Annotated in this window: 25 protein-coding genes and 1 pseudogene; 15 read left to right on the top strand and 11 right to left on the bottom strand. The window is 72.1% G+C overall.

Annotation, left to right across the window (positions count from 1 at the left end; genetic code table 11):
* Nucleotides 1–44 precede the first annotated feature (44 nt).
* Nucleotides 45–453: pseudogene (locus tag ACFY0D_RS05700) on the bottom strand (GNAT family N-acetyltransferase); the annotation flags it as partial.
* Between the two features lie 157 nt (nt 454–610).
* Here ACFY0D_RS05700 and ACFY0D_RS05695 point away from each other — a divergent pair.
* Together ACFY0D_RS05695 and ACFY0D_RS05690 are read left to right on the top strand one after the other, a co-directional pair.
* The gene (locus ACFY0D_RS05695; protein WP_390797410.1) at nt 611–1,846 is read left to right on the top strand and encodes an IS701 family transposase; all 1,236 of its coding nucleotides are present in this window, start codon (nt 611–613) and stop codon (nt 1,844–1,846) included.
* On the top strand, nt 1,843–2,184 hold the full coding sequence (locus ACFY0D_RS05690) for a hypothetical protein (protein WP_390797134.1): 342 nt from the start codon (nt 1,843–1,845) through the stop codon (nt 2,182–2,184). Before ACFY0D_RS05695 ends, ACFY0D_RS05690 begins: the two co-directional genes overlap by 4 nt.
* 68 nt (nt 2,185–2,252) lie before the next feature.
* Here ACFY0D_RS05690 and ACFY0D_RS05685 read toward each other — a convergent pair whose 3' ends face one another.
* The 5 genes from ACFY0D_RS05685 to ACFY0D_RS05665 all read right to left on the bottom strand — a co-directional run bounded on the left by ACFY0D_RS05685 (nt 2,253) and on the right by ACFY0D_RS05665 (nt 6,968).
* On the bottom strand, nt 2,253–4,301 hold the full coding sequence (locus ACFY0D_RS05685; protein WP_390797133.1) for an MMPL family transporter: 2,049 nt from the start codon (nt 4,299–4,301) through the stop codon (nt 2,253–2,255).
* A gap of 307 nt (nt 4,302–4,608) precedes the next feature.
* Nucleotides 4,609–5,262 (bottom strand): DinB family protein, encoded by a 654-nt coding sequence (locus ACFY0D_RS05680; protein WP_390797132.1) that lies wholly within the window; start codon nt 5,260–5,262, stop codon nt 4,609–4,611.
* A gap of 159 nt (nt 5,263–5,421) precedes the next feature.
* Entirely contained in the window at nt 5,422–5,898 is a 477-nt protein-coding gene (locus ACFY0D_RS05675) for a hypothetical protein (RefSeq protein WP_390797131.1), read from the bottom strand.
* Entirely contained in the window at nt 5,895–6,263 is a 369-nt protein-coding gene (locus tag ACFY0D_RS05670; protein WP_390797130.1) for a MerR family transcriptional regulator, read from the bottom strand. The genes ACFY0D_RS05675 and ACFY0D_RS05670 overlap by 4 nt, the downstream gene beginning before the upstream one ends.
* A gap of 189 nt (nt 6,264–6,452) precedes the next feature.
* The gene (locus ACFY0D_RS05665) at nt 6,453–6,968 is read right to left on the bottom strand and encodes a winged helix-turn-helix transcriptional regulator (protein ID WP_390797129.1); all 516 of its coding nucleotides are present in this window, start codon (nt 6,966–6,968) and stop codon (nt 6,453–6,455) included.
* Between the two features lie 101 nt (nt 6,969–7,069).
* On the opposite strand from ACFY0D_RS05665, the gene ACFY0D_RS05660 reads away from it, so the two are divergent.
* The 3 genes from ACFY0D_RS05660 to ACFY0D_RS05650 all read left to right on the top strand — a co-directional run bounded on the left by ACFY0D_RS05660 (nt 7,070) and on the right by ACFY0D_RS05650 (nt 9,367).
* Nucleotides 7,070–8,479, top strand: a complete 1,410-nt coding sequence (locus ACFY0D_RS05660) for an MFS transporter (RefSeq protein ID WP_390797128.1) — start codon at nt 7,070–7,072, stop codon at nt 8,477–8,479.
* A 166-nt stretch (nt 8,480–8,645) separates the two neighbouring features.
* Nucleotides 8,646–8,807, top strand: a complete 162-nt coding sequence (locus ACFY0D_RS05655) for a hypothetical protein (protein ID WP_390797127.1) — start codon at nt 8,646–8,648, stop codon at nt 8,805–8,807.
* A gap of 119 nt (nt 8,808–8,926) precedes the next feature.
* Complete coding sequence (locus ACFY0D_RS05650) at nt 8,927–9,367, top strand: VOC family protein (protein WP_390797126.1); 441 nt, start codon at nt 8,927–8,929, stop codon at nt 9,365–9,367.
* 57 nt (nt 9,368–9,424) lie between these two features.
* Here the strand turns inward: ACFY0D_RS05650 and ACFY0D_RS05645 are convergent, their stop codons facing one another.
* From ACFY0D_RS05645 to ACFY0D_RS05630, 4 genes are all read right to left on the bottom strand, one after another.
* Nucleotides 9,425–9,712, bottom strand: a complete 288-nt coding sequence (locus ACFY0D_RS05645; protein WP_390797125.1) for a hypothetical protein — start codon at nt 9,710–9,712, stop codon at nt 9,425–9,427.
* Between the two features lie 127 nt (nt 9,713–9,839).
* Nucleotides 9,840–10,643 carry a trypsin-like serine peptidase gene (locus tag ACFY0D_RS05640; protein ID WP_390797124.1) on the bottom strand — a complete coding sequence of 268 codons (804 nt, stop codon included), beginning with the start codon at nt 10,641–10,643 and terminating at the stop codon, nt 9,840–9,842.
* A gap of 366 nt (nt 10,644–11,009) precedes the next feature.
* Nucleotides 11,010–11,909, bottom strand: coding sequence for a hypothetical protein (locus ACFY0D_RS05635; RefSeq protein ID WP_390797123.1), 900 nt, complete (start codon nt 11,907–11,909; stop codon nt 11,010–11,012).
* Nucleotides 11,906–12,919 carry an SPFH domain-containing protein gene (locus ACFY0D_RS05630; protein WP_390797122.1) on the bottom strand — a complete coding sequence of 338 codons (1,014 nt, stop codon included), beginning with the start codon at nt 12,917–12,919 and terminating at the stop codon, nt 11,906–11,908. Before ACFY0D_RS05630 ends, ACFY0D_RS05635 begins: the two co-directional genes overlap by 4 nt.
* Nucleotides 12,920–13,151: 232 nt before the next feature.
* Here ACFY0D_RS05630 and ACFY0D_RS05625 point away from each other — a divergent pair, with 232 nt between their 5' ends.
* The 8 genes from ACFY0D_RS05625 (at nt 13,152) to ACFY0D_RS05590 (ending at nt 21,048) form a co-directional block, all read left to right on the top strand.
* Nucleotides 13,152–14,564, top strand: coding sequence for a lamin tail domain-containing protein (locus ACFY0D_RS05625; protein ID WP_390797121.1), 1,413 nt, complete (start codon nt 13,152–13,154; stop codon nt 14,562–14,564).
* Nucleotides 14,565–14,902: 338 nt separating this feature from the next.
* Entirely contained in the window at nt 14,903–15,139 is a 237-nt protein-coding gene (locus tag ACFY0D_RS05620) for a hypothetical protein (protein ID WP_390797120.1), read from the top strand.
* A gap of 323 nt (nt 15,140–15,462) precedes the next feature.
* Nucleotides 15,463–16,110 carry a hypothetical protein gene (locus ACFY0D_RS05615; RefSeq protein ID WP_390797119.1) on the top strand — a complete coding sequence of 216 codons (648 nt, stop codon included), beginning with the start codon at nt 15,463–15,465 and terminating at the stop codon, nt 16,108–16,110.
* A 178-nt stretch (nt 16,111–16,288) separates the two neighbouring features.
* Nucleotides 16,289–16,924 (top strand): isochorismatase family protein, encoded by a 636-nt coding sequence (locus ACFY0D_RS05610; protein ID WP_390797118.1) that lies wholly within the window; start codon nt 16,289–16,291, stop codon nt 16,922–16,924.
* A 23-nt stretch (nt 16,925–16,947) separates the two neighbouring features.
* On the top strand, nt 16,948–17,853 hold the full coding sequence (argB, locus tag ACFY0D_RS05605; protein WP_390797117.1) for an acetylglutamate kinase: 906 nt from the start codon (nt 16,948–16,950) through the stop codon (nt 17,851–17,853).
* Nucleotides 17,854–18,065: 212 nt separating this feature from the next.
* Nucleotides 18,066–19,463 carry a lysine N(6)-hydroxylase/L-ornithine N(5)-oxygenase family protein gene (locus tag ACFY0D_RS05600; protein ID WP_390797116.1) on the top strand — a complete coding sequence of 466 codons (1,398 nt, stop codon included), beginning with the start codon at nt 18,066–18,068 and terminating at the stop codon, nt 19,461–19,463.
* Nucleotides 19,464–19,578: 115 nt separating this feature from the next.
* Complete coding sequence (locus tag ACFY0D_RS05595; RefSeq protein WP_390797115.1) at nt 19,579–20,793, top strand: condensation domain-containing protein; 1,215 nt, start codon at nt 19,579–19,581, stop codon at nt 20,791–20,793.
* A 48-nt stretch (nt 20,794–20,841) separates the two neighbouring features.
* A complete protein-coding gene (locus ACFY0D_RS05590; protein ID WP_030386649.1) occupies nt 20,842–21,048 on the top strand; it encodes an MbtH family protein in 207 nt (68 codons plus the stop codon).
* A gap of 87 nt (nt 21,049–21,135) precedes the next feature.
* Here ACFY0D_RS05590 and ACFY0D_RS05585 read toward each other — a convergent pair whose 3' ends face one another.
* Nucleotides 21,136–21,636, bottom strand: a complete 501-nt coding sequence (locus tag ACFY0D_RS05585; protein ID WP_390797114.1) for a GNAT family N-acetyltransferase — start codon at nt 21,634–21,636, stop codon at nt 21,136–21,138.
* A gap of 204 nt (nt 21,637–21,840) precedes the next feature.
* On the opposite strand from ACFY0D_RS05585, the gene ACFY0D_RS05580 reads away from it, so the two are divergent.
* Together ACFY0D_RS05580 and entS are read left to right on the top strand one after the other, a co-directional pair.
* Nucleotides 21,841–22,080 carry a phosphopantetheine-binding protein gene (locus ACFY0D_RS05580; protein WP_390797113.1) on the top strand — a complete coding sequence of 80 codons (240 nt, stop codon included), beginning with the start codon at nt 21,841–21,843 and terminating at the stop codon, nt 22,078–22,080.
* A gap of 36 nt (nt 22,081–22,116) precedes the next feature.
* A complete protein-coding gene (gene entS, locus ACFY0D_RS05575) occupies nt 22,117–23,484 on the top strand; it encodes an enterobactin transporter EntS (protein ID WP_390797112.1) in 1,368 nt (455 codons plus the stop codon).
* Nucleotides 23,485–23,487: the final 3 nt, after the last annotated feature.

Below are 23,487 nucleotides of genomic sequence, written 5' to 3'. Positions count from 1 at the left end.
GAGCTCAGGTGATCAATCGGCGGTCGGAGCGTAGGCGGACGAATCATGGGGAAGTTGCCCTGGTCCGTCGCTGACGAACTCCGCGCCCTGCTCGACGAGGAGGTGGGTGCACTCCGTGAGGAGGTCGTAGGCGTAGCCGTGACCGCGCTGTTCCGGGATGACTCCGATGAAGCCGATGGTCGGGCCGGAGGGGTTGTGGGCCCCGGGATGCGGATGCCGGCCAGGTCGCCCTCCGGCGTGTGCGCGATCTGCCACCACTCCCGTGGGGAGGGGCACCAGTGGAAGAAGTCGAGTTCCTCATGGGCGGCCTGGTCGAGGCCGCCCTTCTCGATGGCCCTGAGTGCGTGGGTGTCCAGGGTGACGGAGTGGATGCGGCGCAACGCGTCGAGAACACGGTGTCGTCGGGTTCGGCGCTGAAGCGCCTCCGGGCCGCTCGGGCAGACCTCGCTCTGGCGCAGGTGGCCCGGGCGTCGAACCACATCGTGCCCCAGTGCGGGCCAGTGACAATGAGGCCACTGTTGATCATCGGTGTGTGAAGACAGAAGATCAGTCGGTGGCCGCAGGTCACAGCATAGATCCTGCCCGCTGGCAGGAAGCGTTCGAGGTCCTGATGGGCCGTATTGCGGGGCGGTTCGCGCGGTTGGAACCACGGCGCCGGGCACGGGCGTTCGTGCTCGGGTTGTTGTCGGACCTGCCGCGCAAGAACTGTTGGACGCTTGCCGAGCATGCCGGGGACGCGACCCCGTACGGTCTGCAGCACCTGCTGTCGAGGGCCAGGTGGGACGCGGACGCGGTACGTGATGACATCCGCGGCTTCGTCGTCGAGCACCTGCACCACGAGGACGCGGTGCTGGTCGTGGATGAGACCGGCGACCTGAAGAAGGGCACGCACACGGTGGGCGTGCAGCGTCAGTACACCGGCACCGCCGGACGCATCGAGAACAGCCCGGTCGCCGTCTACCTCGCGTACTCCACCCCGCTCGGACACGCGGCCATCGACCGGGAGCTGTATCTCCCGCGCTCCTGGACCGAGGACACCGCCCGCTGCCGGGCCGCCGGAATCCCCGACAGCGTCGCCTTCGCAACGAAACCCGCCCTCGCCGCCCGCATGATCGGCCGCGCACTGGACGCCGGCGTCTGCGCGTCCTGGGTAGCCGGTGATGAGGTCTACGGCGGCAACCCGCACTTGCGGACCGCGCTGGAACAACGGCAGGTCGGCTATGTACTCGCCGTCGCCTGCGACCACCAGATCACCACCCGGGCAGGCACGTTCCGCGCCGATGCCCTGGTCAAGAAGCTGCCGAAGAGGGCCTGGCAGAAACTCTCCGCCGGAGCCGGAGCCAAGGGGCACCGCTTCTACGACTGGGCCCTGGCCGACCTCGCCGACGATCGCCCCGGGCACCACCAGCTGCTCGTCCGCCGCAACCGGTGCACCGGCGAACTCGCCTTCTACCGCTGCTACTCAGCCACCCAGGTGCCGCTGTCCACCCTGGTGCGGGTCGCCGGACGCCGATGGACCGTCGAGGAGACCTTCCAGTCCGGCAAGGGCCTGGCCGGACTGGACGAACACCAGGTCCGGCGCTGGGCGTCCTGGCACGGCTGGGTCACCGTCGCGATGATCGCCCATGCCTTCCTCGCCGTCGTCCGCGCCGACGAACACGCGCGTCACCCGAAGCCGGAGGGGCTGATACCGCTCACCTGGAACGAGATCCAGCGGCTGTTCATCGCGCTCGTCGTCCGGCTCGTCCACGGCGTGACTCACCGGCTCGACTGGTCTCACTGGCGACGCCGCCACCAGGCCCAATCCCAGGCCAGCCACTACCAGCGACAAGCCGCCCAGACATGAAGATCGCGATCTACAGCTGGAGTACTAGGCGGCCCCCTCCGCTCGCGCACCACCGGTCGCAGCTCATACGGGCGAACACCCTGCGGGGCGCCGGTGCGGTGGCCGTCCACGGCGAGCGGGTCGCCTTCTACGGCGGCTACGGCGGCTACGGCGCGGAGCGGGACCGACTCGCCCACGGAGAGCTCACCGAGACCTCCGTCGAGCCGACGGAGATCGGCCTGCTCACCCCGCCCGACGGCACTCCCCCAGGCCACCGGCGGGCCGTCGCCCGAGGAAGCAGGAGCTACGTCCAGGCCGAGCCGTTCACCGCATGGGGCGTGTTCGACCTCAGCAGGTGACACCCGTCGCCCGAGAGGACCGTCTCCGCCATCCCGCCGAGCCCGCGGGGCGCGGCGGTCCGGCGGATTCAGCTCGGGCGGCGGCTCAGCCGGCCCGGCCACCAGGCCGCGGGGCCGATGTCCAGGACCAGGGCGGGGACCAGGAGCGAGCGCACGACCAGCGTGTCCATGAGGACGCCGAAGGCCACGATGAAGGCGATCTGCACGAGGAACGCCAGCGGGATGACACCCAGCGCGGCGAACGTGGCTGCGAGGACCACCCCCGCGGAGGTGATCACCCCGCCGGTGGCCGTCAGACCCCGGATCACACCCCCGTGGACGCCGTGGCGCAGCGACTCCTCGCGCACCCGCGACATGAGGAAGATGTTGTAGTCCACGCCCAGGGCGACGAGGAAGACGAAGCCGTACAGGGGGACGGACGCATCGGTGCCACTGAACCCGAACACGTGGCGGAACACGAGGGCGGACACGCCCAGCGTGGCGAAGTAGTTGAGGGCCACCGTCGCCACCAGCAGCAGCGGCATCACCAACGAGCGCAGCAGGGCCACCAGGATGACGAGGATGATGGCCAGCACCACCGGGACGATGACCCCACGGTCCCGCTCGGCCGTCTTCTGCGTGTCGTAGGCCTGTGCGGTGTATCCGCCGACCAGGGCGTCCGCGCCCGGCACCGGATGCACCGCCTCGCGAAGCCTGACCACCGTCGCCTTCGCCGCCGCGCTGTCCGCCGGGTCCTTCAGGACGACGTCGATCCGTACGAGGCCGTCCTTCTCGCCCCGCACGGCGGCCGAGTCCACGCCCCGGGTGCCTTCGGCGCGCTCGCGTACCTCTGCCTGCCGGTCGGCGGCGGCGATCACGACGGCCGGGTTGCCCGCCCCGCCCGGGAAGTGCCGGCCCAGTTCCTTCTGCCCCGTCACCGAAGGAGCCTCGTTCACGAAGATCTCGTCCAGCGGAACACCGCCCGAGTGCAGCGTGGGCGCGAAGGCGGCGCACGCGAGCAGGCCGGCCAGGGCCACGGCCCACACCCGCCGGGGAGCGCCGCTGACCAGGGCGGCGATCCGGCTCCAGACCCCGGCCGCGCCGCCGGCGCCGCCGGCGGTCACGTGCGCCGGCCAGTAGGCCCTGCGCCCCAGCAGCACCAGCGCCGCAGGCAGGAAGGTGAGGGCGCTCGCCACCGCGCAGACGATCCCGATCGCCCCGACGGGCCCCAGGGCCCGGTTGTTGGTCAGGTCACTGAGGAACAGGGCGAGCAGGCCCAGAGCCACGGTGCCGCCGCTGGCCACGACCGGGCTCCAGGACTGGCGCAGAGCCGCGCGCATGGCCGCGTACGGCTCCTCCGTGCGCCCCAGTTCCTCGCGGAAGCGGGCGGTCAGCAGCAGGGCGTAGTCGGTGGCCGCGCCGATGACGAGGATCGAGAGGATCCCCTGGACCTGCCCGTCGACCCGAACCAGCCCCGCACTCGCCAGGGCGTAGACGATCGCGCAGGCCAGGGAGAGGGCGAACACCGCCCCGATGATGATCAACAGGGGCAGGAGGACGCTGCGGTAGACGAGCAGCAGGATCACGAGGACGGCCGCCAGTGCCACGCCCAGCAGCAGGCCGTCGATTCCGGCGAAGGCCTCCGACAGGTCGGCCCGGGTGGCCGCCGGTCCCGTCACATGGAAGGTGGTGGCCGCGACCCGGGAGCCGGCCTCCCGGATCTCGGCGACCGCCGCGGGCAGTTCATCGCCCAGTGCGGGGTCCAGTGGTACCACCGCCTGCAGCGCCCTGCCGTCGCGGGACGGGACGATCGGGGAGGGCGGGCCCGCAACCCAGGGACGGGCCTTGAGTGCGGCCAGGGCGGCCTGCGCGGACGCGGTGGTGGCCGGGGTCACTCCCGTGACGCCGTCCGCCGTCCAGAGCACCACGGCCGGCAGGAACTCCTCCTGCCGGAAAGCGCCCTGGGCCTGAGCCACTCGGGTGGACTCGGCGCTGCGGGGGAGAAAGGCCGCCTGGTCGTTGGTGGAGACCTCGCCGAGCTTCCCCGCGTAGGAGCCGAGGGTCCCTCCCACACCCAGCCAGACCACGAGGAGGAGGACGGGCAGCAGCCACCGGGCCGGTCGGGGCGGGGTACGCATGATGCTCCTGGAACGGGTGCGGTGGACCGGGGAGCGGGTGAACGGCTCCCCCGCGAGGGAACCCACCATCCCGGGGCGGGCACCCCAGGGGCAACATGCAGCGTTTCTGCATCATTTCCCCGCCCCGCGCACTCCTCTCGCTCGGACCGCCGCCCGCCCGGGGGCGGGTACGCCCGGCCCGGCAGTTCGGCCACCGCGAGCAGCGCCCGGCGGACCGCGTCCGTCACGGCCACAGCCGGCTGGTGGGCCATCGCCGCGGTCCGCCTCCTGCGCGAGTGCTCCGCCAAAGGGTTCGGGCCGGGCCGAGCTAACTGCTGCTGCGCGGCGAGCCGTACCAGCGCCAGTTGGTCCGGCGTGGGCGATCGGGCATCTCGATGCGGCCGGTGGCCCACAGCAAGGTCGACCATGGGGTGCCGATGACGGGCACGTCGGGGAACAATCGCGCGAGGGCCCACTCGCACAGGTCCTGCGGGGGCTCCCCGCCACGGCCCAGGCCCTGGGTGATGTCGTGGGTGTGGACCACCGTCTCGACGACGCCCATGGCTGCAAAGCCCTCCGGGTCGGAGGCTCCGAAGACGTGTGGGGCCAAGGTGGTTGCGGCCGCGGTCTCCACGACGCTTGCGAGCAGTCCGCCGCAGGCTTCCACTACGGTCAGGAGTCCCTCCGGCCCTGCGTCACGGTCTCCGAAGATGACGTTGGCCGGGCCGCCGGGTCGATCGCGGGTCACGCGCAGCGGGACGCGCGGCACTCCCATGGGCTCCGCGAGCCCGAATCGCAGCGCGTAGGTGAGCAGGTCGTCCGCGAGGTGTTCAAGGGTCTCCCAGCGCGTCCACTCCAGGCCTCCGGCCCGGTCGTGCCATTGGGCAGCGGGAATGCCTCCGAGGGCGTCGAGGCAGTGGGCGACGGCCCGGCGTACGTGTTTCCCCGACACTGGCATGTGCGGTTCTCTCGACTGTGGCATTCGAGGAGCCTACAAGGCTACGAAACCGGGCCGATGCGCTCCTGCCCCGCCACGGCCACGCCGGGCGGTGCAGCCCGCACGTCCCGGGGTTCTGTCGGCCGGCCCGCATCGCGGACGCGGCGCTCACGCAGGGAGCCGGGGCGGCCTCCAGAGCGGTGACTACACTTCACGGCCATTTCGCAGGGCGTGGACGAGCCAGGGGTACACCGGCGCCAGGCTCGGTACCACCTGCCAGCCGTTGACGATCCACACCAGCCGCCAGTACCGGTCCACCCGGGGATCGTGTGCCTCTTCGAGCTGCTCGGCCATCCAGTCCCGGAATTCCGTGTCCGGGGTGCGTGCGAACACTGCGGCGAAACGGTGTACGAGGTCGTCGATGATGCGAGTGCCCCTGTCACCGAGCGGGTCGATGCCCGACTCCAGGGCCTCGGCGACTCTCTGACGGGTGAGAGCCATCAGTTCCTCGCCGGCCTCGCTCTCGATGTGGAGTGTTCGCCCGGTGGCCTGGTACACGGCCGTGCGGCGCATCCGGGCACGGAAGTCCTCGTCGCCGACCAGCTCGGCGAGTTCCGCCCACGCCTCGACCTGCTCGCTGGAGGGATCGTCGGGGAGGTCGGGAGTGGCAGCACGAATCATGGCCACCGCGGCCGGGACGGCGTCTGACTGGACCCGCCTCTGGCCACCGTCCGCAGGACGCTCCGGCGCAGGTGCAGAACCCGGATCCGGACGTCCAGAGCGTCGGCGTGCGCCGCGGCGACTTCCGCCACGGAGAGCTCCCGGTCCAGCACCCGTCGAACCGTGGCCAGGTCCATGCCCAGCTCACGCAGTGTGCGCAGGAGTTCCAGCCGAAGCAGCGCGTCGGTGTCGTAGAGCCGATAGCCGGCGGGACTTCGTGTGGTCGGCGCCACCACCCCCGCATCGGAGTAGAACCGGATGGTCCTCACGGGCAGGCCGGTCCGTCGGGAGAGCTCCCCGATCGAGTGGAGGGTCGTAGCGTCCATGTCCCCCACTCTGCTGTCTCCAGTCGCTGGAGACTCAAGGCCATTCCCCGGCGCCTTGTGTACTGCGCTGCGCTTGGACCCAGTCGTTCAGGTACAGGCCATCCGGCCGAAGCCGGAACCGTCGGGCCCGCAGCGCGTCACCGCCGTCTGCTTCGTGACTCAGCCGCCCATGTCCCGTGTCCCCTGAGTTCAGGAGCCTTCGATCGGCCCGGCCCGATCCCACCCGGGCGCCCGTACGTCGATCGTGAGACTTCCCGACTCGACCTCCTCACCGCAGGTCCGGCACGTCGACGTCAGATCGAGGTCGTGCTCGGAGCCGGGCCCGCCGCGATGCCGGAAGGCGACCGGCGGAGTGTCCACCGCCCAGCGATCGCCCCAGGCCAGCAGCGCCTGCATCACCGGTGCGAGATCGCGGCCGGCCTCCGTGAGGTGGTATTCGAAGCGCACGGGGCGCTCGCTGTAGGCGCGGCGCTCGACCACGCCCGCCTCCTCCAGCGCGCGCAGTCTGGCGGCGAGGCGGTCGCGGGGGGCGCCGGTGTTGCGGATGATCCGGTCGAAGCGCTGGTTGCCGTAGAAGATCTCGCGGATCGCCAGGAGGGCCCAGCGTTCGCCGACGAGTTGCAGCGCGGCGGCTGCGGAACACGGCCGACCAGGCACTTCGGGGTGCGGGACCGAGTTCTCGCCCGGCTTCCTGTTCGAGGTCACGTCCCCATTCTCTCCCGAGTCCGTTGTGTTTTCAAACCCACCCGGCTAGCCTCCGATCCATGACAGTTGGAATTTCAAACCCACACCGGGCGTCCCGGGCTGTGTTCGCGACGGTCGCGGCCGCGGTCTTCATGTCGAACCTCGACCTCTTCATCGTCAACGTGGCCCTTCCGGCGATCGGCCGCTCGTTCGGCGGCAGCGGCCTCGGCTCCCTCTCCTGGGTCCTCAACGGCTACGCGATCGTCTTCGCAGCGCTCCTCGTGGTCGCCGGCCGCGTCGCCGACCGCTCCGGCCACAAGCCGGTCTTCCTGACCGGCTTGGCGGTGTTCACCCTCGCCTCGGTCGGCTGCGCACTCGCTCCCGACGTCGGGACGCTGGTCGCGGCGCGGCTCGTGCAGGCCGCCGGCGCTGCCCTGCTGATACCGACGTCGCTCGCGCTGCTGCTCGACACGACGGCGCCCGAGAAGCGCGCCGGGGCGGTGCGGGCCTGGGCCTCGATCGGAGGGATCGCCGCCGGACTCGGGCCCGTGGCCGGCGGGCTGCTGGCCGAGGCCGGATGGCACTGGGTGTTCATCGTCAACGTGCCGGTGGGCATCGCTGCGTTCGCGCTCGGTGTCAAGGTGCTGCCGTCGCCCGGACGCGCCGGTACGGAGAAGAGTCCGCTGCCCGACCTGTTCGGCGCCGCCCTTCTCACCGGATCGATCGCCACGCTCGCGCTCGGCCTGGTCAAGGCTCCTGACTGGGGTTGGACGAGCACGGGCACCCTCGGCGGCCTGGCTGCCGCGGTGCTGCTCGGCGTCTGGTTCGTCCTGCGCTCGGCCCGCCACCCCGTGCCGATCGTCGAGCTGCCTCTGCTCCGGGTTCCGGCGTTCGCATCCGCCGCGGCCGCCCTGACGCTGTTCACCGTCGCGTTCGCCGGAATGCTGCTCGGCACGGTGCTGTGGTGCCAGGGCGTGTGGGGCTACTCGGCTCTGCTCACCGGCCTCGCCATCGCGCCGGGACCCTTGCTGGTGCCGCCGGTCGCGCTGCGGATCGGGCCCGCCGTCGCCAGATTCGGTGCGGGCCGCATCGCTCTGGCGGGAACCGTCCTGTTCGCGGCCGGCATCCTGTGGTGGGCCGCGACACTCGACACGGGCTCGGCCTACGCAGCCTCGCTCCTGCCCGGCATGATGCTCACCGGGCTCGGCGTGGGCATGACCCTCCCGGTCCTGACCGGGGCCTCGGCGGCCGCCCTGCCGCCGGCCCGCTTCGCCACCGGTTCGGCCATCACCTCGATGGGCCGCCAGATCGGCGCGGTCCTCGGCGTCGCGATCCTGGTCGGCATCCTCGGCACTCCGGCCCCCGGACACGCTGTCGCCGAGTTCCGGCACGCCTGGTACGCGGTGGCCGCGGCGTCCCTGCTCGCCGCGTGCGCGACGGTCCCGCTCGCCCGCAAGCCTCGACCGGCCGCCACGAAGGCGGCCGCGAAGGCGGCCGACGTCGCCGAGGCCGCGGAGGTGGGGACTGTCTGAGAAGCGAGTCCCCTCCGTCGACGGACGGACGGGTCGTTGATCGTCACCGCCGCGCGGTCCCAGGCGGCCCGACCCGGGCCCGCCGGGGGTCGGCGCGGCCCCCAGCTCGCGGAGAACTCCACCCGCCGAAAGGGGGACCCGGGACCGTGAATACCGGGGAGGCGCCATGCGCGAGCGCGCGCGCTGCGAATCATCGAGGAAGCATGGAAAGCAGGCGCGGCGGGTCGGCGGGCGGCGGCGGCTGATCTTCTTCCTGGGAGCGGCCGTCTGCGCCGCACTCACCCTCGGTCGTGGCGCCCTGCTCGCGGGTCCGCTGCAGCGGTGCTGAGGCGCGATCCGGATTTTTCGGAGTTCGGCGGTCGTGGGATGTCGAGAACGTGCCACCGGCTCCGTCCCGGGGACATCAGCGGCCACCACCGGCCGCACGAGGAAGAAGGAGTTGCCGGCGTGGCGATTCAGCGGATGGACAACGTCGGCATCGTCGTCGAGGACATGGATGCCGCCATCGCGTTCTTCGTGGAACTCGGTATGGAGCTGGAGGGCAGGGCGGAGGTCGAGGGCCCCGTCGCCGACCAGTGCACCGGACTCGACGGCGTCCGCTGTGACATCGCGATGGTCCGGACCCCGGACGGTCACAGCCGGCTTGAGCTGGCGAAGTACCGCAGCCCCACGGCGATCAGCGCCGGGCCGCGAAGGCGGCCGCACAACATTCTGGGCACGCACCGTGTCATGTTCGCCGTCGACGACATCGAGGACACCGTTGCCCGCCTGCGCCCTCACGGCGCCGAACTCGTCGGCGAGATCGCCCGGTTCGAGGACAGCCATCTGCTCTGCTACATCCGCGGCCCGGAAGGCATCATCGTCGGACTGGCCGAGCAACTGCGCTGAGAAGGAGAAACCGAACCACGCGGCGGAACGAGATCATCGCGATGCTGAACTGCCTGATCAGCCAGGAGCTGTCGGCGTGACGTGACCCGCCGGCTCCGGCCGGGCACCGGCAGCCCCCCGAGCCGGGCATGCATCGCCTGTCGCCCTCCAGTCCCAGCGGGTGAGGTCGAAGGTGTCGAACCCGTCCTCGGTGCGGCGGGTGGGGTGCTCGAAGGTGACGTACCAGTTCCGCAGCCGGCGCCCGTCGCCGCCGGGGACGACCCGCAGCGCCTGTTCGCTCCACACTTGTCCGGAGCGGTGTACGTCGCGCCGCACGACCGTCCGGCCCGTCTCGAAACCGCGCACCGCTTCCTCCTCCACCGGCCGCGGACGGGATATGTCCGGCCGGGCTTGCCCAGGCTCCCCCTTGGGGTTGTCAGCGGCTGCCGGCCACGCGCACGATGGCCCCTCCCCGGCCATGCCCACGGCTTCGTCAGCCGTGCTCGGACTGTTGGTAGAGGCTCTGCGCGAAGGCGCCGAGTGCCGTTCCGTAGCTCGCGTCCTCGTCACTGCTGACGTTCACCGCGACGACGACGCCCTCCCCCGCGGCATCGCCCGCGACGTAGGGGCCGCCGCTCGAACCCCTCCCCATCACGCAGGGGACACGCAACAGGGTCTTGCCGGCCGCCCATGCGGTGACGCCCGAACAGTGCAGGATGCGGTCTGTGTACGGGTAGCCGAAGAAGTGCGTCGGCGCGCTCGGTCGCGCGGTGAACGAGATGGGTTGGGCGCCGGTCACTTCGGAGATGTTCCGCCCGTCGGGGCCGGGGTTCATTTCCAGCATCGCGACGTCCTGGCCGTCCTTCTGCCAGTCCTCGGCCATCCTCACCCGGCGGACCGTGAAGCCACCGTGTGGCCCTGCCCCCTCCTGATACCCCGGAACGAAGTAGAGGCCCTTGTCCCAGGTGGCCGCGCGCGCCGGAGCTCCTTCGACCGATGTCCTGACACAGTGCGCCGCAGTGATCACGGTGCGGATGCCGACGACGGTTGCGGTGCAGGCACCGGAGCCGCCGTCCGCGCCCGAGGCGTACAACCGGCCGACCGTACGGGCGATCGAGCCGCCGCCGGTCCACGCGGGCTGGACCAGATCATCCTTGGCGTCCATGCGGGCCACGGCCGCCATGCCGCCACCGGCCCAATGCTCCTCGGCCTCGATGCGTTCACTCTCGGCGCCGGCATCGTCGTGCACCACGGTGCGTATGTCGGCGAGCGGCGGGCCGTCGAGTCCGGCCGTCATGGCCGCGCCACAGCCCGTGGCCCCCGACAGGACGAGAGCGGCCGCGCCTGCAGCCCCCCATCTGCCGCGTGCGTTCCTCATGGTCCTGACACCCTCGATCCCGGTTCTCGTTCGTCTCCGGGCGCATCGGGGCGCCGTGCCCTTCCCGGTCGTGGTTCAACCGTCCGCGTACGTGGTTGATCACCGCGCGGAGCCTACGGCAGTGCCGGCCGGCCGTCGCAAGGGGGGACGGTCGCGAGAGGCCGTCCCCTGCCGTGCATGCCCGTGCCGCGTTTCCGCCCAAGCGCTTGCCGCGGCCGCAGCCGCAGGAACCGTGGTGCGTCCCTACGGGGGTCTGCAGTGGCGACAGCCGGCCTGGCAGGGCGCTCAGGTCACCAGGCGCAGCGACGTTCCCGCGACACCCAGCCGTACGCTCTGACCCCAGGTCAGCTCCAGGGCGTCGCTCTCCATTCCGTCGCCGAAGACCACGATCCGGTCCGACTCCACGGTCAGCCGCAGCTCCTGCCCCCGCCCCAGCTCACCGGCGACCTTCGTCGTTCCGGTCGTGGGAGAGGGCCAGGCCTCGCGCACGAACCACAGGAGCCGCCGGTCGCTGGGTGCGGGCAGCCCCGCGTGGCTGCCGCGCTCCAGCCACAGGGAACGCAGCCAGCCGGTGGCCCCCGTGCCGGTGCCCACCAGCACCCCGGAGGACGCCTGGGCCTCGCCCGGGCCCTCGTCGCCGCCGGAGCCCAGGCGGTAGCGGGCCGTCTGGTGACCGGGCGAGCCCAGGTAGATCTCGTTCAGCGCGAGAAGGCGCTGGGTGTCGTCGGCGACGGCCTCGACCATGGTCAGCTCCTCCGCCCGGCCGGCGGCGGCGGTCGCCGCACGCAGCAGGGCGGCCGTGTCGGCGCAGCGGTGCCGGACCAGGACCCCCGGGTTGCGCCCCGGGTCGGTGTCGATGCCCACCACCGGCTGTCCGCGCAGATACTTCGCGGTGTTGGCGACCAGACCGTCCTGGCCGACCACGACCACCACGTCCTCGGGGGCGAACAGGAAACGGTCCAGGTCGGCCCGCTCCACCCGGGAGCTGCGCCAGGTGAGCGGCACCGCCGCCGCCACCTCCCGCAGCGCCTGCCGCGTGCGCTCGTGACGGCGGACCACCTCGTCGATCGACCGGCCCCGGCTGGAAAGGAAGAACGCGGCCTGCCCGTGCGTCCCGTGCCGGGCGAGCAGTTCCTCGTACTCGGTCCTGCGGTGCACGAGCACCGCCCGCGGGGCCAGGCTCACGCGCCCGCGCCGCCTTCCGGACGTCCGAGCCTGGTGAGGAGCCCGGTGAGGACGTCGGGAGAGAGTGTGACGCTCTCGATCCGCGGCAGGTTCTCCGCCAGCCGGGTCACCGCCAGGGCGTGCAGCGTGTCCGGGGCGGCTTCCTCGTGCACGCGCAGCCAGGCAGCCTGAGCCTCGGCGCGTGCCGCGCCCGTCTCGCGCGCCGCCTCGGCGTCCGCGCGGGCCAGGCGGACCTTGCGGGCCGCCTCGGTCTCGGTGCGTACGCCGTCCGCCGCCGCCTTCTCCTCCGCCTCGCGGCGGGCGTTGATGCCGCGCTGGTCGATCAGCTGCGCCTCGCGCCTGGCCAGTTCGATCTGACTGGCCAGCTCGTTCTCGGCGATGGCACGCTCACGCTCGACGGCGACGGCCCGCCGTTCATAGGTGGCCCGGTCCGCCTCCTGCTGGATCTGCTCGCGGGCCGGGGTGCGCAGGGCGCGCTCCACCTCGGCCTCGGGGCGGATCGCCACGACCCGCACGGCCACCACTTCGATGCCGGTGGCCGGGAGCCTGGGCTCGGCGGCGAGACCGGCGGCGACCCGCCCCCGCACGGAGGCGACGCCGTCCACCAGGGCGACGGCCAGCGGAGTCCGGGCCAGTACGTCCAGCGTGTGCTGCTGCGCGGTCTCGGTGAGGAGAGTGGCGATCTGCTCCAGGGGAGCGCCGCGCCAGCTCCCGGTGTCCGGGTCGACGGAGAAGTCGAGTCGGTCCGCGGCCTCGGCCGGGTCGCTGATCCGGTAGGTGACGGTGGCCTGCACGGCGACGTCCTGGAAGTCGGACGTACGGGCGTGGAACGCCATGGCCAGCTCCCGGTCGTCGACCGGTACTTCGGAAAGCGCCGCCGACAGCGACCGGTACCAGAAACTGAGCCCCCGCCCGTCGTGGACGATCCGGCCGCGCTTGTGGTGGCGGATGTGGGCGGTGGGCGCGGAGCGCAGATGACGCCAGCCGAAGCGCCGGGTGATGTCGGCCATGGCGAACCCCCTTCATTTCGTCAGTGCGACGATAACGAGACGCGCCCATATCGTCAAGAGGACGAAAAGAGGGTTTCGGTGGCGCTGCCCCTGCAGCAACCCGGGGGAGCCCGTTCTGCGAGCTACCCGCGCTGTTCGCGGCGTGTTCAGCCCGCGGCTGCCGCTGTGCCCCACGCTTCGCCGGGAGCGCGGGCGCGCTCGCCTGCCCACCGGATGAGACGAGGACCGGCCGTTGCGTACGAACTGGCGTAGAGAAGCCCCCATCATCGCCGTCGCCCTGACGGTCCTGGCCGTCGGCCTGTCCGGTGCGCCGGCCTCGGCGCAGGCGCAGCCGACGGTGCGGATCAACGAGGTCGAGTCCAGCGGCGGCAGCCCCGGTGACTGGATCGAGCTCGTCAACACCGGGACCACCGCGGTCGACATCTCCAAGTGGGTCGTCAAGGACAACGACAACTCCCACTCCTACAAGGTCGCCAAGAACACCTCGCTGGCTCCGGGTGCCTTCCTCGCGCTGGACGTCGAGTCTTCGTTCGGCCTGGGCAGCTCCGACTCCGCGCGGCTGTTCACGGCGGACGGCACCACCCTGGTCGACTCCTCCACCTGGACCGACCACGCGACCACCACCTACGGCCGCTGCCCGGACGGCACCGGCGCGTTCACCACCACGACCACCACGACCAAGGGCGCGGCCAACGCCTGCGGCACCTCCGGCGGCGGCCAGCCCACCCATGGACCGTGGCCCGGCAACTCGGCGGTCGCCATCGCGGACGCCTCCAACGTGTTCGGGGAAAACCTCAGCGGCCTGTCCTTCGAGAGCGCCGGCGTGCTCTGGGCGGTGAACAACGGGCCCGGCAGGCTGTACCGGCTCGTACCCGACGGCACGACATGGCGTCCCGACCCGGCCGGCGGCTGGGCAACGGGCAAGGCCCTGCACTACGCGAACGGCAGCGGCGACCCCGACGCCGAGGGCGTCGTCGTCACCCCCGACGGCCTGTTCGTCGCCACCGAACGCGACAACGGCAACGGCTCCACGAGCCTGCCGAAGATCCTCCGCTACGACACCGCCTCCAGCGCCTCCTCCCTGAACGCGACCGCCGAGTGGAACCTCACCTCCGACCTGCCCTCCCTGCCGGCCAATGCCGGACCCGAGGGCATCTCGTGGGTACCCGACTCGTTCCTGACCGCGCACGGCTTCCGTGACGAGCACACCGGCGCCGTCTACGACCCGGCCTCCTACCCGGGCCACGGCAGCGGCCTGTTCTTCGCCGGCGCCGAGGCCAACGGCACCGTCTACACCTACGCCTTGAACCTCTCCGGCGGCGGCTACACCCGTGTCGCCGCCATCGCCAGCGGTTTCACCGGCGTGATGGACCTGGAGTTCGAGCCCGCCACCGGCCACCTGTGGGCGGCCTGCGACGACACCTGCCAGGGCCGGACTTCGACCCTCGACATCGACGCCCAGGGCAAGTTCACCGCAACCGCCGTCCACGACCGGCCCGCCGGCATGCCCGACTACAACAACGAGGGCTTCGCCATCGCCCCCCAGTCCACCTGCACGGCCGGCCACAAGCCGGTCCTGTGGTCCGACGACAGCAATGACGGTGGCCACGCACTGCGCGCCGGCACCCTGAACTGCACCCCCTGACACCGGCACCCTGAACTGCAGCCCCTGACACCGGCTCCCGTCCCTGACGCACCCGTGCCCCGGCGGAAGACCGCCGGGGCACAGTGCTCAGGAGGCGCGGGGCTTTGCCCTGTGGCCGCGTCGGCGCCCGGGGGACCACCCCCTGGAACAGCGCTGAGGCGCGGCATCTTGAGTACGCGTACTCATGCGTCCGCGTGGGAGAGCCACGAGAGTGGGGGCGAGACGGTCAAGCCGGCTCCCACCAACGCCGCTTACCTCACCGCGCCGCGCCCGAAGGTCACGTAGGGCGGAGCTGACTCTCCCCGCACAAGACACCCTCGCTCCGCAGGAGGCACCCCGTGACGCTCACCTACGAAGAACTGGCCTGGGCAGCGGCCTTCATGCTTGCCTGGGTGATCGGCGCGCTCCTCCTCTGCGGAATCACCATCATCGTCATCGTGGCCCTCACCGCCACGGTCAAGGAGCACACGAAAACCTCACGGCAACGGACCTCGCGCCGGCAGTCGGCCGCGAAGAGGTTCCGGCACTCCCCCGACACGAGGTCGAGGAGGACGAGCCCGCCCTCGAAGAAGTAGCCACCGCGGCCGTCCGGTGCGCGCGTCGGTCCGCCGCCGCCCCTACAACACACTGCGCCGTCCACGAGGTGGGGGTGGTCGACGCGGGCGGGTGGGCGCGCCGGAGTTCGGTGACGTCATTCCTCAACGGATGGCGCCCATCTCGTCGCGGTGCCGGGGGCGTTCCTCGCCGGCGGGCACCTGGACCGCGTCGGCGGGTGTCGTCGCGGGCATCGCGATCGATGTCGGCCGACCGTGCCCCGGGAATCCCACGACTGCGGTCGTATATCTCTCCCTTGCACTTCACAATTAGGTTAGGCTTACCTAAGAATGGGGGTTCGGGGATGCAGGACAAAGCGCGAGACCAAGCGCAGCAGGACGAGTGGGCCGACGAGGTACTGGCCTGGATGAGCTCCCAGGAGGAGATGGACCGGGCACTGCGCGACGCACTGCGCCGCACGCCCAGTCAGCGGGAGGAAACGATCGCCCGGATGGCGGACGCCCTCCGCGGTGCGGCCCAGGGACTGACCATCCCCGGGTGCGCGGCGGCGGCCGGCGTCCCCGAGCGCATCCTGTGCGAGTGGCTGGAGATCGACGCCAGCTTCGCCACGGCGCTCCGCGCCGCGCACGCACTGGCCGAGGCGCACGGGCTGAGACCGGGGGCGACGCCCACCCCGGCCGCGTTACAGCTGATGCTGAACGCGATCCGCAAAGGGGCCGCCTGGCCGGCCGCGGCGACCCTCGTGGGCATCTCCGTGCGCGGGTTCAACCGCCTGCGCGCCGAGGCGCCGCCGGTGGGGGCCCTGATCGCGGCGGCTCAGCGGGCGCGCTCGATACAGGCCGGTGCGGGTCGGCGACGCAGACCCCCCAGGGCGGCGAGCCGCCGGGTCGGGTACCGGATCGTGCAGCTCGACGACCCGCTCCTGTCCCCGGACAGCCAACCGGACGATTCCGCTGGCGGGTTGAGCGACCGCGCCACGCGCCGGGACTGAGCACCCGCTCGCACGAGGACCGAATCCGGAGGGCGCCGCTCACCCTCCCCATGGGATAGTTAGGTTAGGCTAAGCTAATTAATTGATGAGGGTCGGGCGTACCCCGCCCCTCGTCGAGCTCCGCGCGCCCGTTCACCACCGGCGCTCCGCGCAGCGCCGGTGACAAGGAGATCCAGCCGTGGGCCCTGTGACCATCGATCCGTATCCCATGCCCACCCAGGACCTCGTGCCGCGTTCCGTGGCACCTTGGTCCGTCGACCCCGACCGGGCCGCTCTGCTGATACACAACATGCAGAACCATCTGCTCCGGCCCTTCCCCCGCGATCGTTCACCCCTCGTGGACCTGATCGGCAACATCACCGACCTGCGCAGGTCCGCACGGCGGCTCGGCCTCCCGGTCGTCTTCAGCACCGTACCGGCGGGCGAGCGACCCGAACAGCGGGGCCTCGCCGCCGAGATGGAGACCGGACCGGTGACGGCGGACCACGATGTGTCGATCACGGAGGAGCTGACCCCGCGCCGGGGCGAGCACGTGATCGCCAACGCGCGGCACAACGCCTTCCTGCGCAGCCACCTGGAGCGCATCCTGCGCACCACGGGCCGGGACCAGCTGATCCTGTGCGGCGTGTTCGCCCACTCCGGCGTGCTGCTCACCGCGGCAGACGCGTTCATGAACGATATCCAGCCGTTCGTCGTCGCCGACGCGGTGGCGGACACCTCCGCGGAGGAGCACGCGCTCGCCCTGCGCTGGACGGCCGCGCGGGGCGCCGTCGTCCACACCACCACGACCCTCATCGACGAACTGGAAGCCTGAATGACGACCGTACGCCTCACCCCGTGAGCGGACAGGCGGCGCCGCGGGCGCGCACACTCATCGAGGCCCTGCCGTGGCTGGAGCGGTTCCAAGGACGCACGGTCGTGGTCAAGTTCGGCGGCAATGCCATGGTGAACGAGGAGCTCAAGGCGGCCTTCGCCCAGGACGTGGTGTCCTTGCGCTACGCGGGGCTCCGGCCGGTCGTCGTGCACGGCGGCGGCCCCCAGATCAGCGCGATGCTCGAACAGCTCGCGCTGGAGGTCCGGTTCGCGGCGGGACTGCGGGTGACGACCCCCGCGGTGATGGACGTCGTCCGCATGGTGCTGGCCGGGCAGGTACAGCGGGACATCGTCGGCCTGATCAACCGTCACGGAGCCTTCGCCGTGGGGATGACCGGCGAGGACGCACGCACCCTGTCCGCCGTCCGGCGGCCGGCCGTGGTGGACGGCGCCGAGGTGGACATCGGCCTGGTGGGCGACATCGTGCACGTCGACCCCGACACCGTACGGGGGCTGCTGGAGCGCGGCCGCATCCCGGTGATCTCCCCCATCGCCCGGGGAGCGCACGACGACAGCGTCTACAACATCAACGCGGACCTCGCGGCCGCCGCCCTCGCCGAGGCGCTGGAGGCCGAGAAACTGGTGATGCTCACCGACGTCGCGGGCCTCTACGCGGACTGGCCGCACAGCACGGAGATCATCGACCGGCTCACGGCCGGTGAACTGGCGCAGCTGCTGCCCTCGATGACAGGCGGCATGGTGCCCAAGATGGAGGGCTGCCTGCGTGCGGTGCGCTCCGGGGTACGGATGGCGCACGTACTGGACGGCAGGGTTCCGCACACCTTGGTCCTGGAGGTCTTCGCCGACGAGCACACCGGCACCACGGTCGTGCCCGACGGCCCGCCAGACGAGGAGCACCTCCCCCGCTGAACCCGGGGAGGGCCGCCCTGCCCCGGCCCTCCCCCGCCACACCCCGGAGCCGCTACGGCCCCGGGGCCTTCCGTGTGCCCAAATGCGCTCACCAGCAGCCGGGTTGGTGTGGTTCGAGACAGTCGCGGGTCCAACTTGACAGCTTCCGGCCCGTCAGAGATGTTAGGCCAGCCTTACCTAACCACATAGGGTAGGACCGAGGAAGGATGGGCATGTCCGCACCGCACGCGAGCTCCACACCCGGGGACGCTCTCCCGGACATCAGGGACCTGGTGGGCATCGGCTTCGGGCCGGCCAACCTGGCCCTGGCGATAGCGATCCGGGAGCACAACGGCCGACGCGCCCCCGGCGAGGCGATCCGGGCCTCGTTCATCGAGCGCCAGGACGACTTCGGATGGCACCAGGGCATGCTCCTCGAAGGGGCCACCATGCAGGTCTCCTTCCTGAAGGACCTGGTGACGATGCGCAATCCGGGGAGCTCCTTCAGCTTCCTGCACTACCTGCAGGACCGGGACCGGCTGGCCGACTTCATCAACCAGAAGTCCTTCTTCCCCACCCGCCTCGAGTTCCACGACTACTTCCGCTGGTGCGCCGCTTCCTTCAGCGGGCTGGTCGACTACGCCACCGAGGCCGTCGAGGTACGCCCGGCGGGTCCGGCCGGCGCCGCGGACCAGCTGGACGTCATCACCCGGCCCACGTCCGGGACCGGGCCGCAGCGCGCCACCCGCACCCGCAACCTCGCACTCGGGACCGGGCTGCGCCCCCGCGTCCCGGACGGGATCAGCACCGGACCGCACATCTGGCACAACCGCGACCTGCTGCACCGCGCACCGGAACTGACGGCCCGTCCCCATCGCCGGTTCGTCGTCGTCGGCGCCGGACAGTCCGCCGCGGAGACCGCCGACCATCTGCACCGCACCTTCCCGGACGCCGAGGTCTGCGCCGTGTTCACCCGGTACGGGTACAGCCCGGCCGACGACAGCCCGTTCGCCAACCGGATCTTCGACCCGGCCGCCGTCGACGAGTTCTTCAGCGCCCCGGAGGAGGTCAAGCGGCAGCTCATCGGCTACCACGCCAACACCAACTACGCGGTGGTGGACGGTGATCTGATCGAGCAGCTGTACCGGACCGTCTACCAGGAGAAGGTCGCCGGCACGGAACGGCTGCGCATCCTGAACGCGACCGCCCTGTCCACGGTGGAGGAACTCCCCGACGGGGCACGGGCCGTGGTGCGCTCCCTCACCACGGGAGAGACCCTCACCCTCGACTGCGACGCGGTGGTGCTGGCCACCGGTTACCGGCCCACCGAGCCGGCCGAGCTGCTCGGCGACCTGGCCGGGGAGTGCCTCACGGACGGGCAGGGCAGGCTGCGCGTGGGCCGCGACCACCGGGTGGAGACCACGGACCGCGTCCGGGCCGGCATCTACGTCCAGGGCGCCGCCGCCGAGCACACCCACGGCATCACCGCCTCCCTGCTGTCCACGCTGGCCGTGCGCTCGGGCGAGATCTGCGACTCCCTGCTGCTGCGCGTCGCGGAGCGCGAGGTGCGGGCCGCTCTGGCGACCAGGGCGGCGGCCGCCGCCGAGGGCGTCCCCGCCCACCGGGGCTGAGCGGCCGTGCCGCGCACCGATCCCCCGGAGGCGGCCGGGCCGGCCGGACTCACGGCGGGCGCAGGCGCACATCCTGGCGGCGCAGAACGCGGATCCCTCGTACGCCGGCCACAACGTGGGCCAGTACATCGAGCTCGTGGGACCGCTCGACACGGCGGCGCTCGACGAGGCCGTGCTCCGCACCTTCGACGAGGCTCCCTGGCTCCGCTCGCGGCTGATGACCCGGGGCGGCCTGCCGCGCCTGGACACCTCCGCGGCGGCCGACCCGGTGGGCGCCGCCGTCGCTCTGGTACGCGGCCAGCTCGCCTGCCCGCCCCGGCCCGAGCCGCTCACCGACCCGGCGGGCACCGGCATCGCACCCGACCTCACCGGCGCCCTGCTCGTCACGGTCGGCCCCGAACACCATCTGCTGGTGCAGTACTTCCACCTGCTGGCGGTCGACGGGTACGGAGTGGCGCTGCTGAGCCGGCGGATCGCCGAGGTCTACACGGCCCTGGTGCACGGCCGCCCGCCCGGCCCGACCCCCTTCGCGCCGGTCTCCGTACTGGCCGACGCGGACCGCGCCTACACCGGCTCGGCGGCGCAGGCCGCGGACCGGCGGTACTGGACGGGGCGGTACGCCGACCGCCCCGCGCCCGTGTCCCCCGCCGGACGGGCGGCACCGGCCCAGGACACCGCGCGGCGGCACACCGTGCACCTCGGCGCGGCGGACAGCGCGGCCGTCCGCGCCACCGCCCGCTCCGCGCGCGTCACCTGGGCCGAGGTCGTGCTCGCCGCGACCGCGGTACGGGTGACCGCACAGGCCGGCGCGCGCGAGGCCCTGCTCGCCGTGTACGCGGCGGCGCGCACCGGCCCGGGGACGCTACGGGTGCCCGCCACGGCGGTGAACGTCCTGCCGGTGCGGCTGCCGGTCCGGGGGGCGGACACCTTCCGGACGCTGCTGCGCGCGGCGGCCGGTGAGCTGACCCTGCTCCGCCGTCACCAGCGGCTGCGCGGCGAGGAACTGGCGCGCGAGCTGTGGCCGGAGTACGGGGGCGGCCGTGTCCCCGGGCCGCTGGTCAACCTGCGGCCGTTCGAGACGGAGCTGGACTTCGGCGCAACCCCCGGCCGGGTCGTCAGTCTCGCCTCGGGGCCGGTCGAGGACCTGTCGGTGTCCGCCGCGGCGGGCCCCGACGGGCGGCTGCGCCTGGACTTCGACGTGAACCCGGCGCTCTACGAGGAGGCCGAACCGGCCCGGTTCGCAGGCCTGTTCACCGAGGACCTGGCGGCGCTCTGCCGCGCCCCCGACGTACCGGTCGCCACCCTGCGGACCTCCCCCGTCCACCCCTGATCCCCTGCCCGAACCGACCGTCCCGGTCATCACCCAAGGAGAGACACCATGGCCACCAACCCCTTCGAGGACGACGACGCCCGCTACTTCGTGCTCGTGAACGCCGAGAACCAGCACTCGCTCTGGCCCGCCTTCGCGGAGGTGCCCGCGGGCTGGACCGTCGTGCACGGCGAGGACAGCCGCGAGGGCTGCGCCGCGTACACGGAGACGCACTGGACCGACATGCGGCCTGCCAGCCTGGTCGCCAGGAGCTGATCCCGGGGGCCGCCCGGCCCCTGCGGTCCCACGCGCGGGGCCGGACCGGAGCACGTCCTCCGGTCCGGCCCCGCGCGTGTGCGGGGTTCACAGCCTCCGGGAGAGCACCTCCGAGCCGCGTGCGGGGTCCAGCGCCCCCGCCCAGGCCGCGGGCGCCCGTCCGGGGCCGGCCGGTACGAAGCCGTGCCGGCGGAAGAAGGCCGCGCCACCCGTGGTCGCCGTGAAGACCTCCCGTACGAGGCGGCTTCCGGCGTCGGCGAGCGCGGTGCGCAGCAGGGCTGCGCCCAGCCCCTGGCCCTGGTTCCCGCGGGCGACGCAGAAGTTGTAGAGCACGGCGGTCCCCTCCCCCTCGTCGCTCAGGGCGAGAGCGCCCAGGACCGGGGTGCGACCGCGACCGGTAGCGAGGAGGAACTCCCCGGCGTGCGCCAGGTAGTGGTCGATGCTGCGGGGCCGCAGGGCGCCGGAGCGGATGAAGGCCAGCGAGAGGGCGTGCAGGGCGGGGGCGTCGTGCAGACGCGCCCGTCGGACCAGCGGCGGGGAGCCGTCCGTGCCGGCGAGCGGGGGACGGGGGGTGGCGGCAGTAATCACGAACTTAGGTTAGCCTTCCCTAAATTGAGCCGCAATTCCGCCTCCCGGCCCAACACATCACACCCAGAGGCCAGTTCATCAAAGCGGCAGCCGGATGTTCACCGGACCCGGCTTGACGTGCACCTTCGCGTTTAGTTAGGTAAGCCTTACCTAATGCTGAAATACAGCCGCCTTTCCACCGATTCCCGAGGAGAGAGTCCCTCCATGTCCGCTTCCCCGTCCTTCACGCTCGACCGGCTGGTCCGCGACGTCGCCGACGTGCTCTACACGGAGCCCTCCGACGTCTCCCTGGAGGAGGACCTGCTGGACCAGGGACTCGACTCCATCCGGCTGATGTCGCTCGTCGAGAAGTGGCGATCCGAAGGCGCCCGCATCAGCTTCGTGGACCTCGCCGAACGGCCGACCCTGCGCCAGTGGGCCGAGCTGCTCACGCCCACCCCCTGACCCCCTCCCCCACACCTGCCCGCCCCGGAGCCTGCCGTGCCTCTGCGTGACTTCGTCATAGACATCGAACCCCTGCGCGCCAGCAGGGACTTCCGCGCCATCTTCATCGCCCGCGTGGTGTCCCTGTTCGGCCTCGGCATGGCGACGGTGGCCCTGTCCGCCCAGGTGTACGGACTGACGCGCTCGACCTTCGAGGTCGCCGTCGCCAGCATGATCATGAGCATCACCGTGCTGCTCGGCTCGCTCTGGGGCGGCGTCATGGCCGACCGGACCGACCGCCGGCGCCTGATCGTGTGGGCCCGCGGCGCCGCCGCCCTCGCCTTCGCCGGCCTCGCCGTGAACGCGATGCTGCCCGACCCGACCCTGTGGGGCATCTACGTGTGCGTCGCCTGGGACGGCCTGGCCACGGGTGTCAGCGTGACGGCCCTGATGGCCGTCGCCCCGACGCTCGTGCGCCCCGACCAACTCCCGGCCGCGGGCGCCCTGATCTCGCTGACCGGCGAGATCGGCTCCATCAGCGCCCCGTTCCTGGGCGGCGTACTCCTCGCCCTGTGGGGACCCGGCCCGGTCTTCGCCTTCACCGCCGCCACCACGGCCGTCACCACCCTGCTGATCTCCCGGATCCGGCCCCTGCCGCCGGTCAAGGACAACGGGGACGACGAGGACGAGCACGGCGCCGACAGCGGATCGCTGCTGGTCGCCTTCAAGTACGCGGTGCGCAACCGCGTCGTCGGCGGCCTGCTCGCGCTCGGCGGCGTGATGGCCCTCTTCAACCTCCCGGTCGTCCTCTTCCCGGAGATGGTCGACCGGCAGTTCCACGGCGGTGAGGTCATGCTCGGCCTCCTCTACACCGCCCCCGCCGTCGGCGCGGTCGCCGTCTCCGCCACGAGCGGCTGGCTGACCCGGGCCGCCCGGCCCGGCCGGCTGCTGATCATCGCGGCGTTCACGGGCGGTCTCTCCGCCGTGGGCTTCGGCCTCAGCGGCAGCATCTGGGTCGCCTTCGCACTGCTCGCCGTGGGCGGCGCCGCCGGAACGGTGTACGAGATCCTCGAGTACGCCCTCGTCCAGCACAGCACCCCGGACCGGCTGCGCGGCCGCATCGTCAGCGTCATCACCACGCAGGGCACCACCGGAGGCGTCGTCGGCGACGTCGAGGTCGCCGCCCTCGCCCGCTGGTTCAGCCCCGGTGGCGCGGCCGTCGTCAACGGCGCGATCTGCGCCGTGGCCGCCCTCGCCGTGGCGATCGCCGTACCCGGCCTGCGCAGGGCCACCCTCCCCCGCGAGGAGGGGGAGGAGGGGGACGAACACGACGACGAGCGGCCCGGACCCGGCCCCGACACCGTGACCGGCACCGCCGGCCTGAAGCCCGCCGCCCCCGCCGCCCCCGCCGCCCCCGCCGCCTGACGG

It is taken from the genome of Streptomyces sp. NPDC001502 (genome assembly GCF_042894785.1).
Lineage (GTDB): Bacteria > Actinomycetota > Actinomycetes > Streptomycetales > Streptomycetaceae > Streptomyces > Streptomyces kutzneri.
The sequence above is the reverse complement of the archived record's forward strand: the minus strand, read 5'-3'. Positions and strand labels throughout refer to the sequence as shown.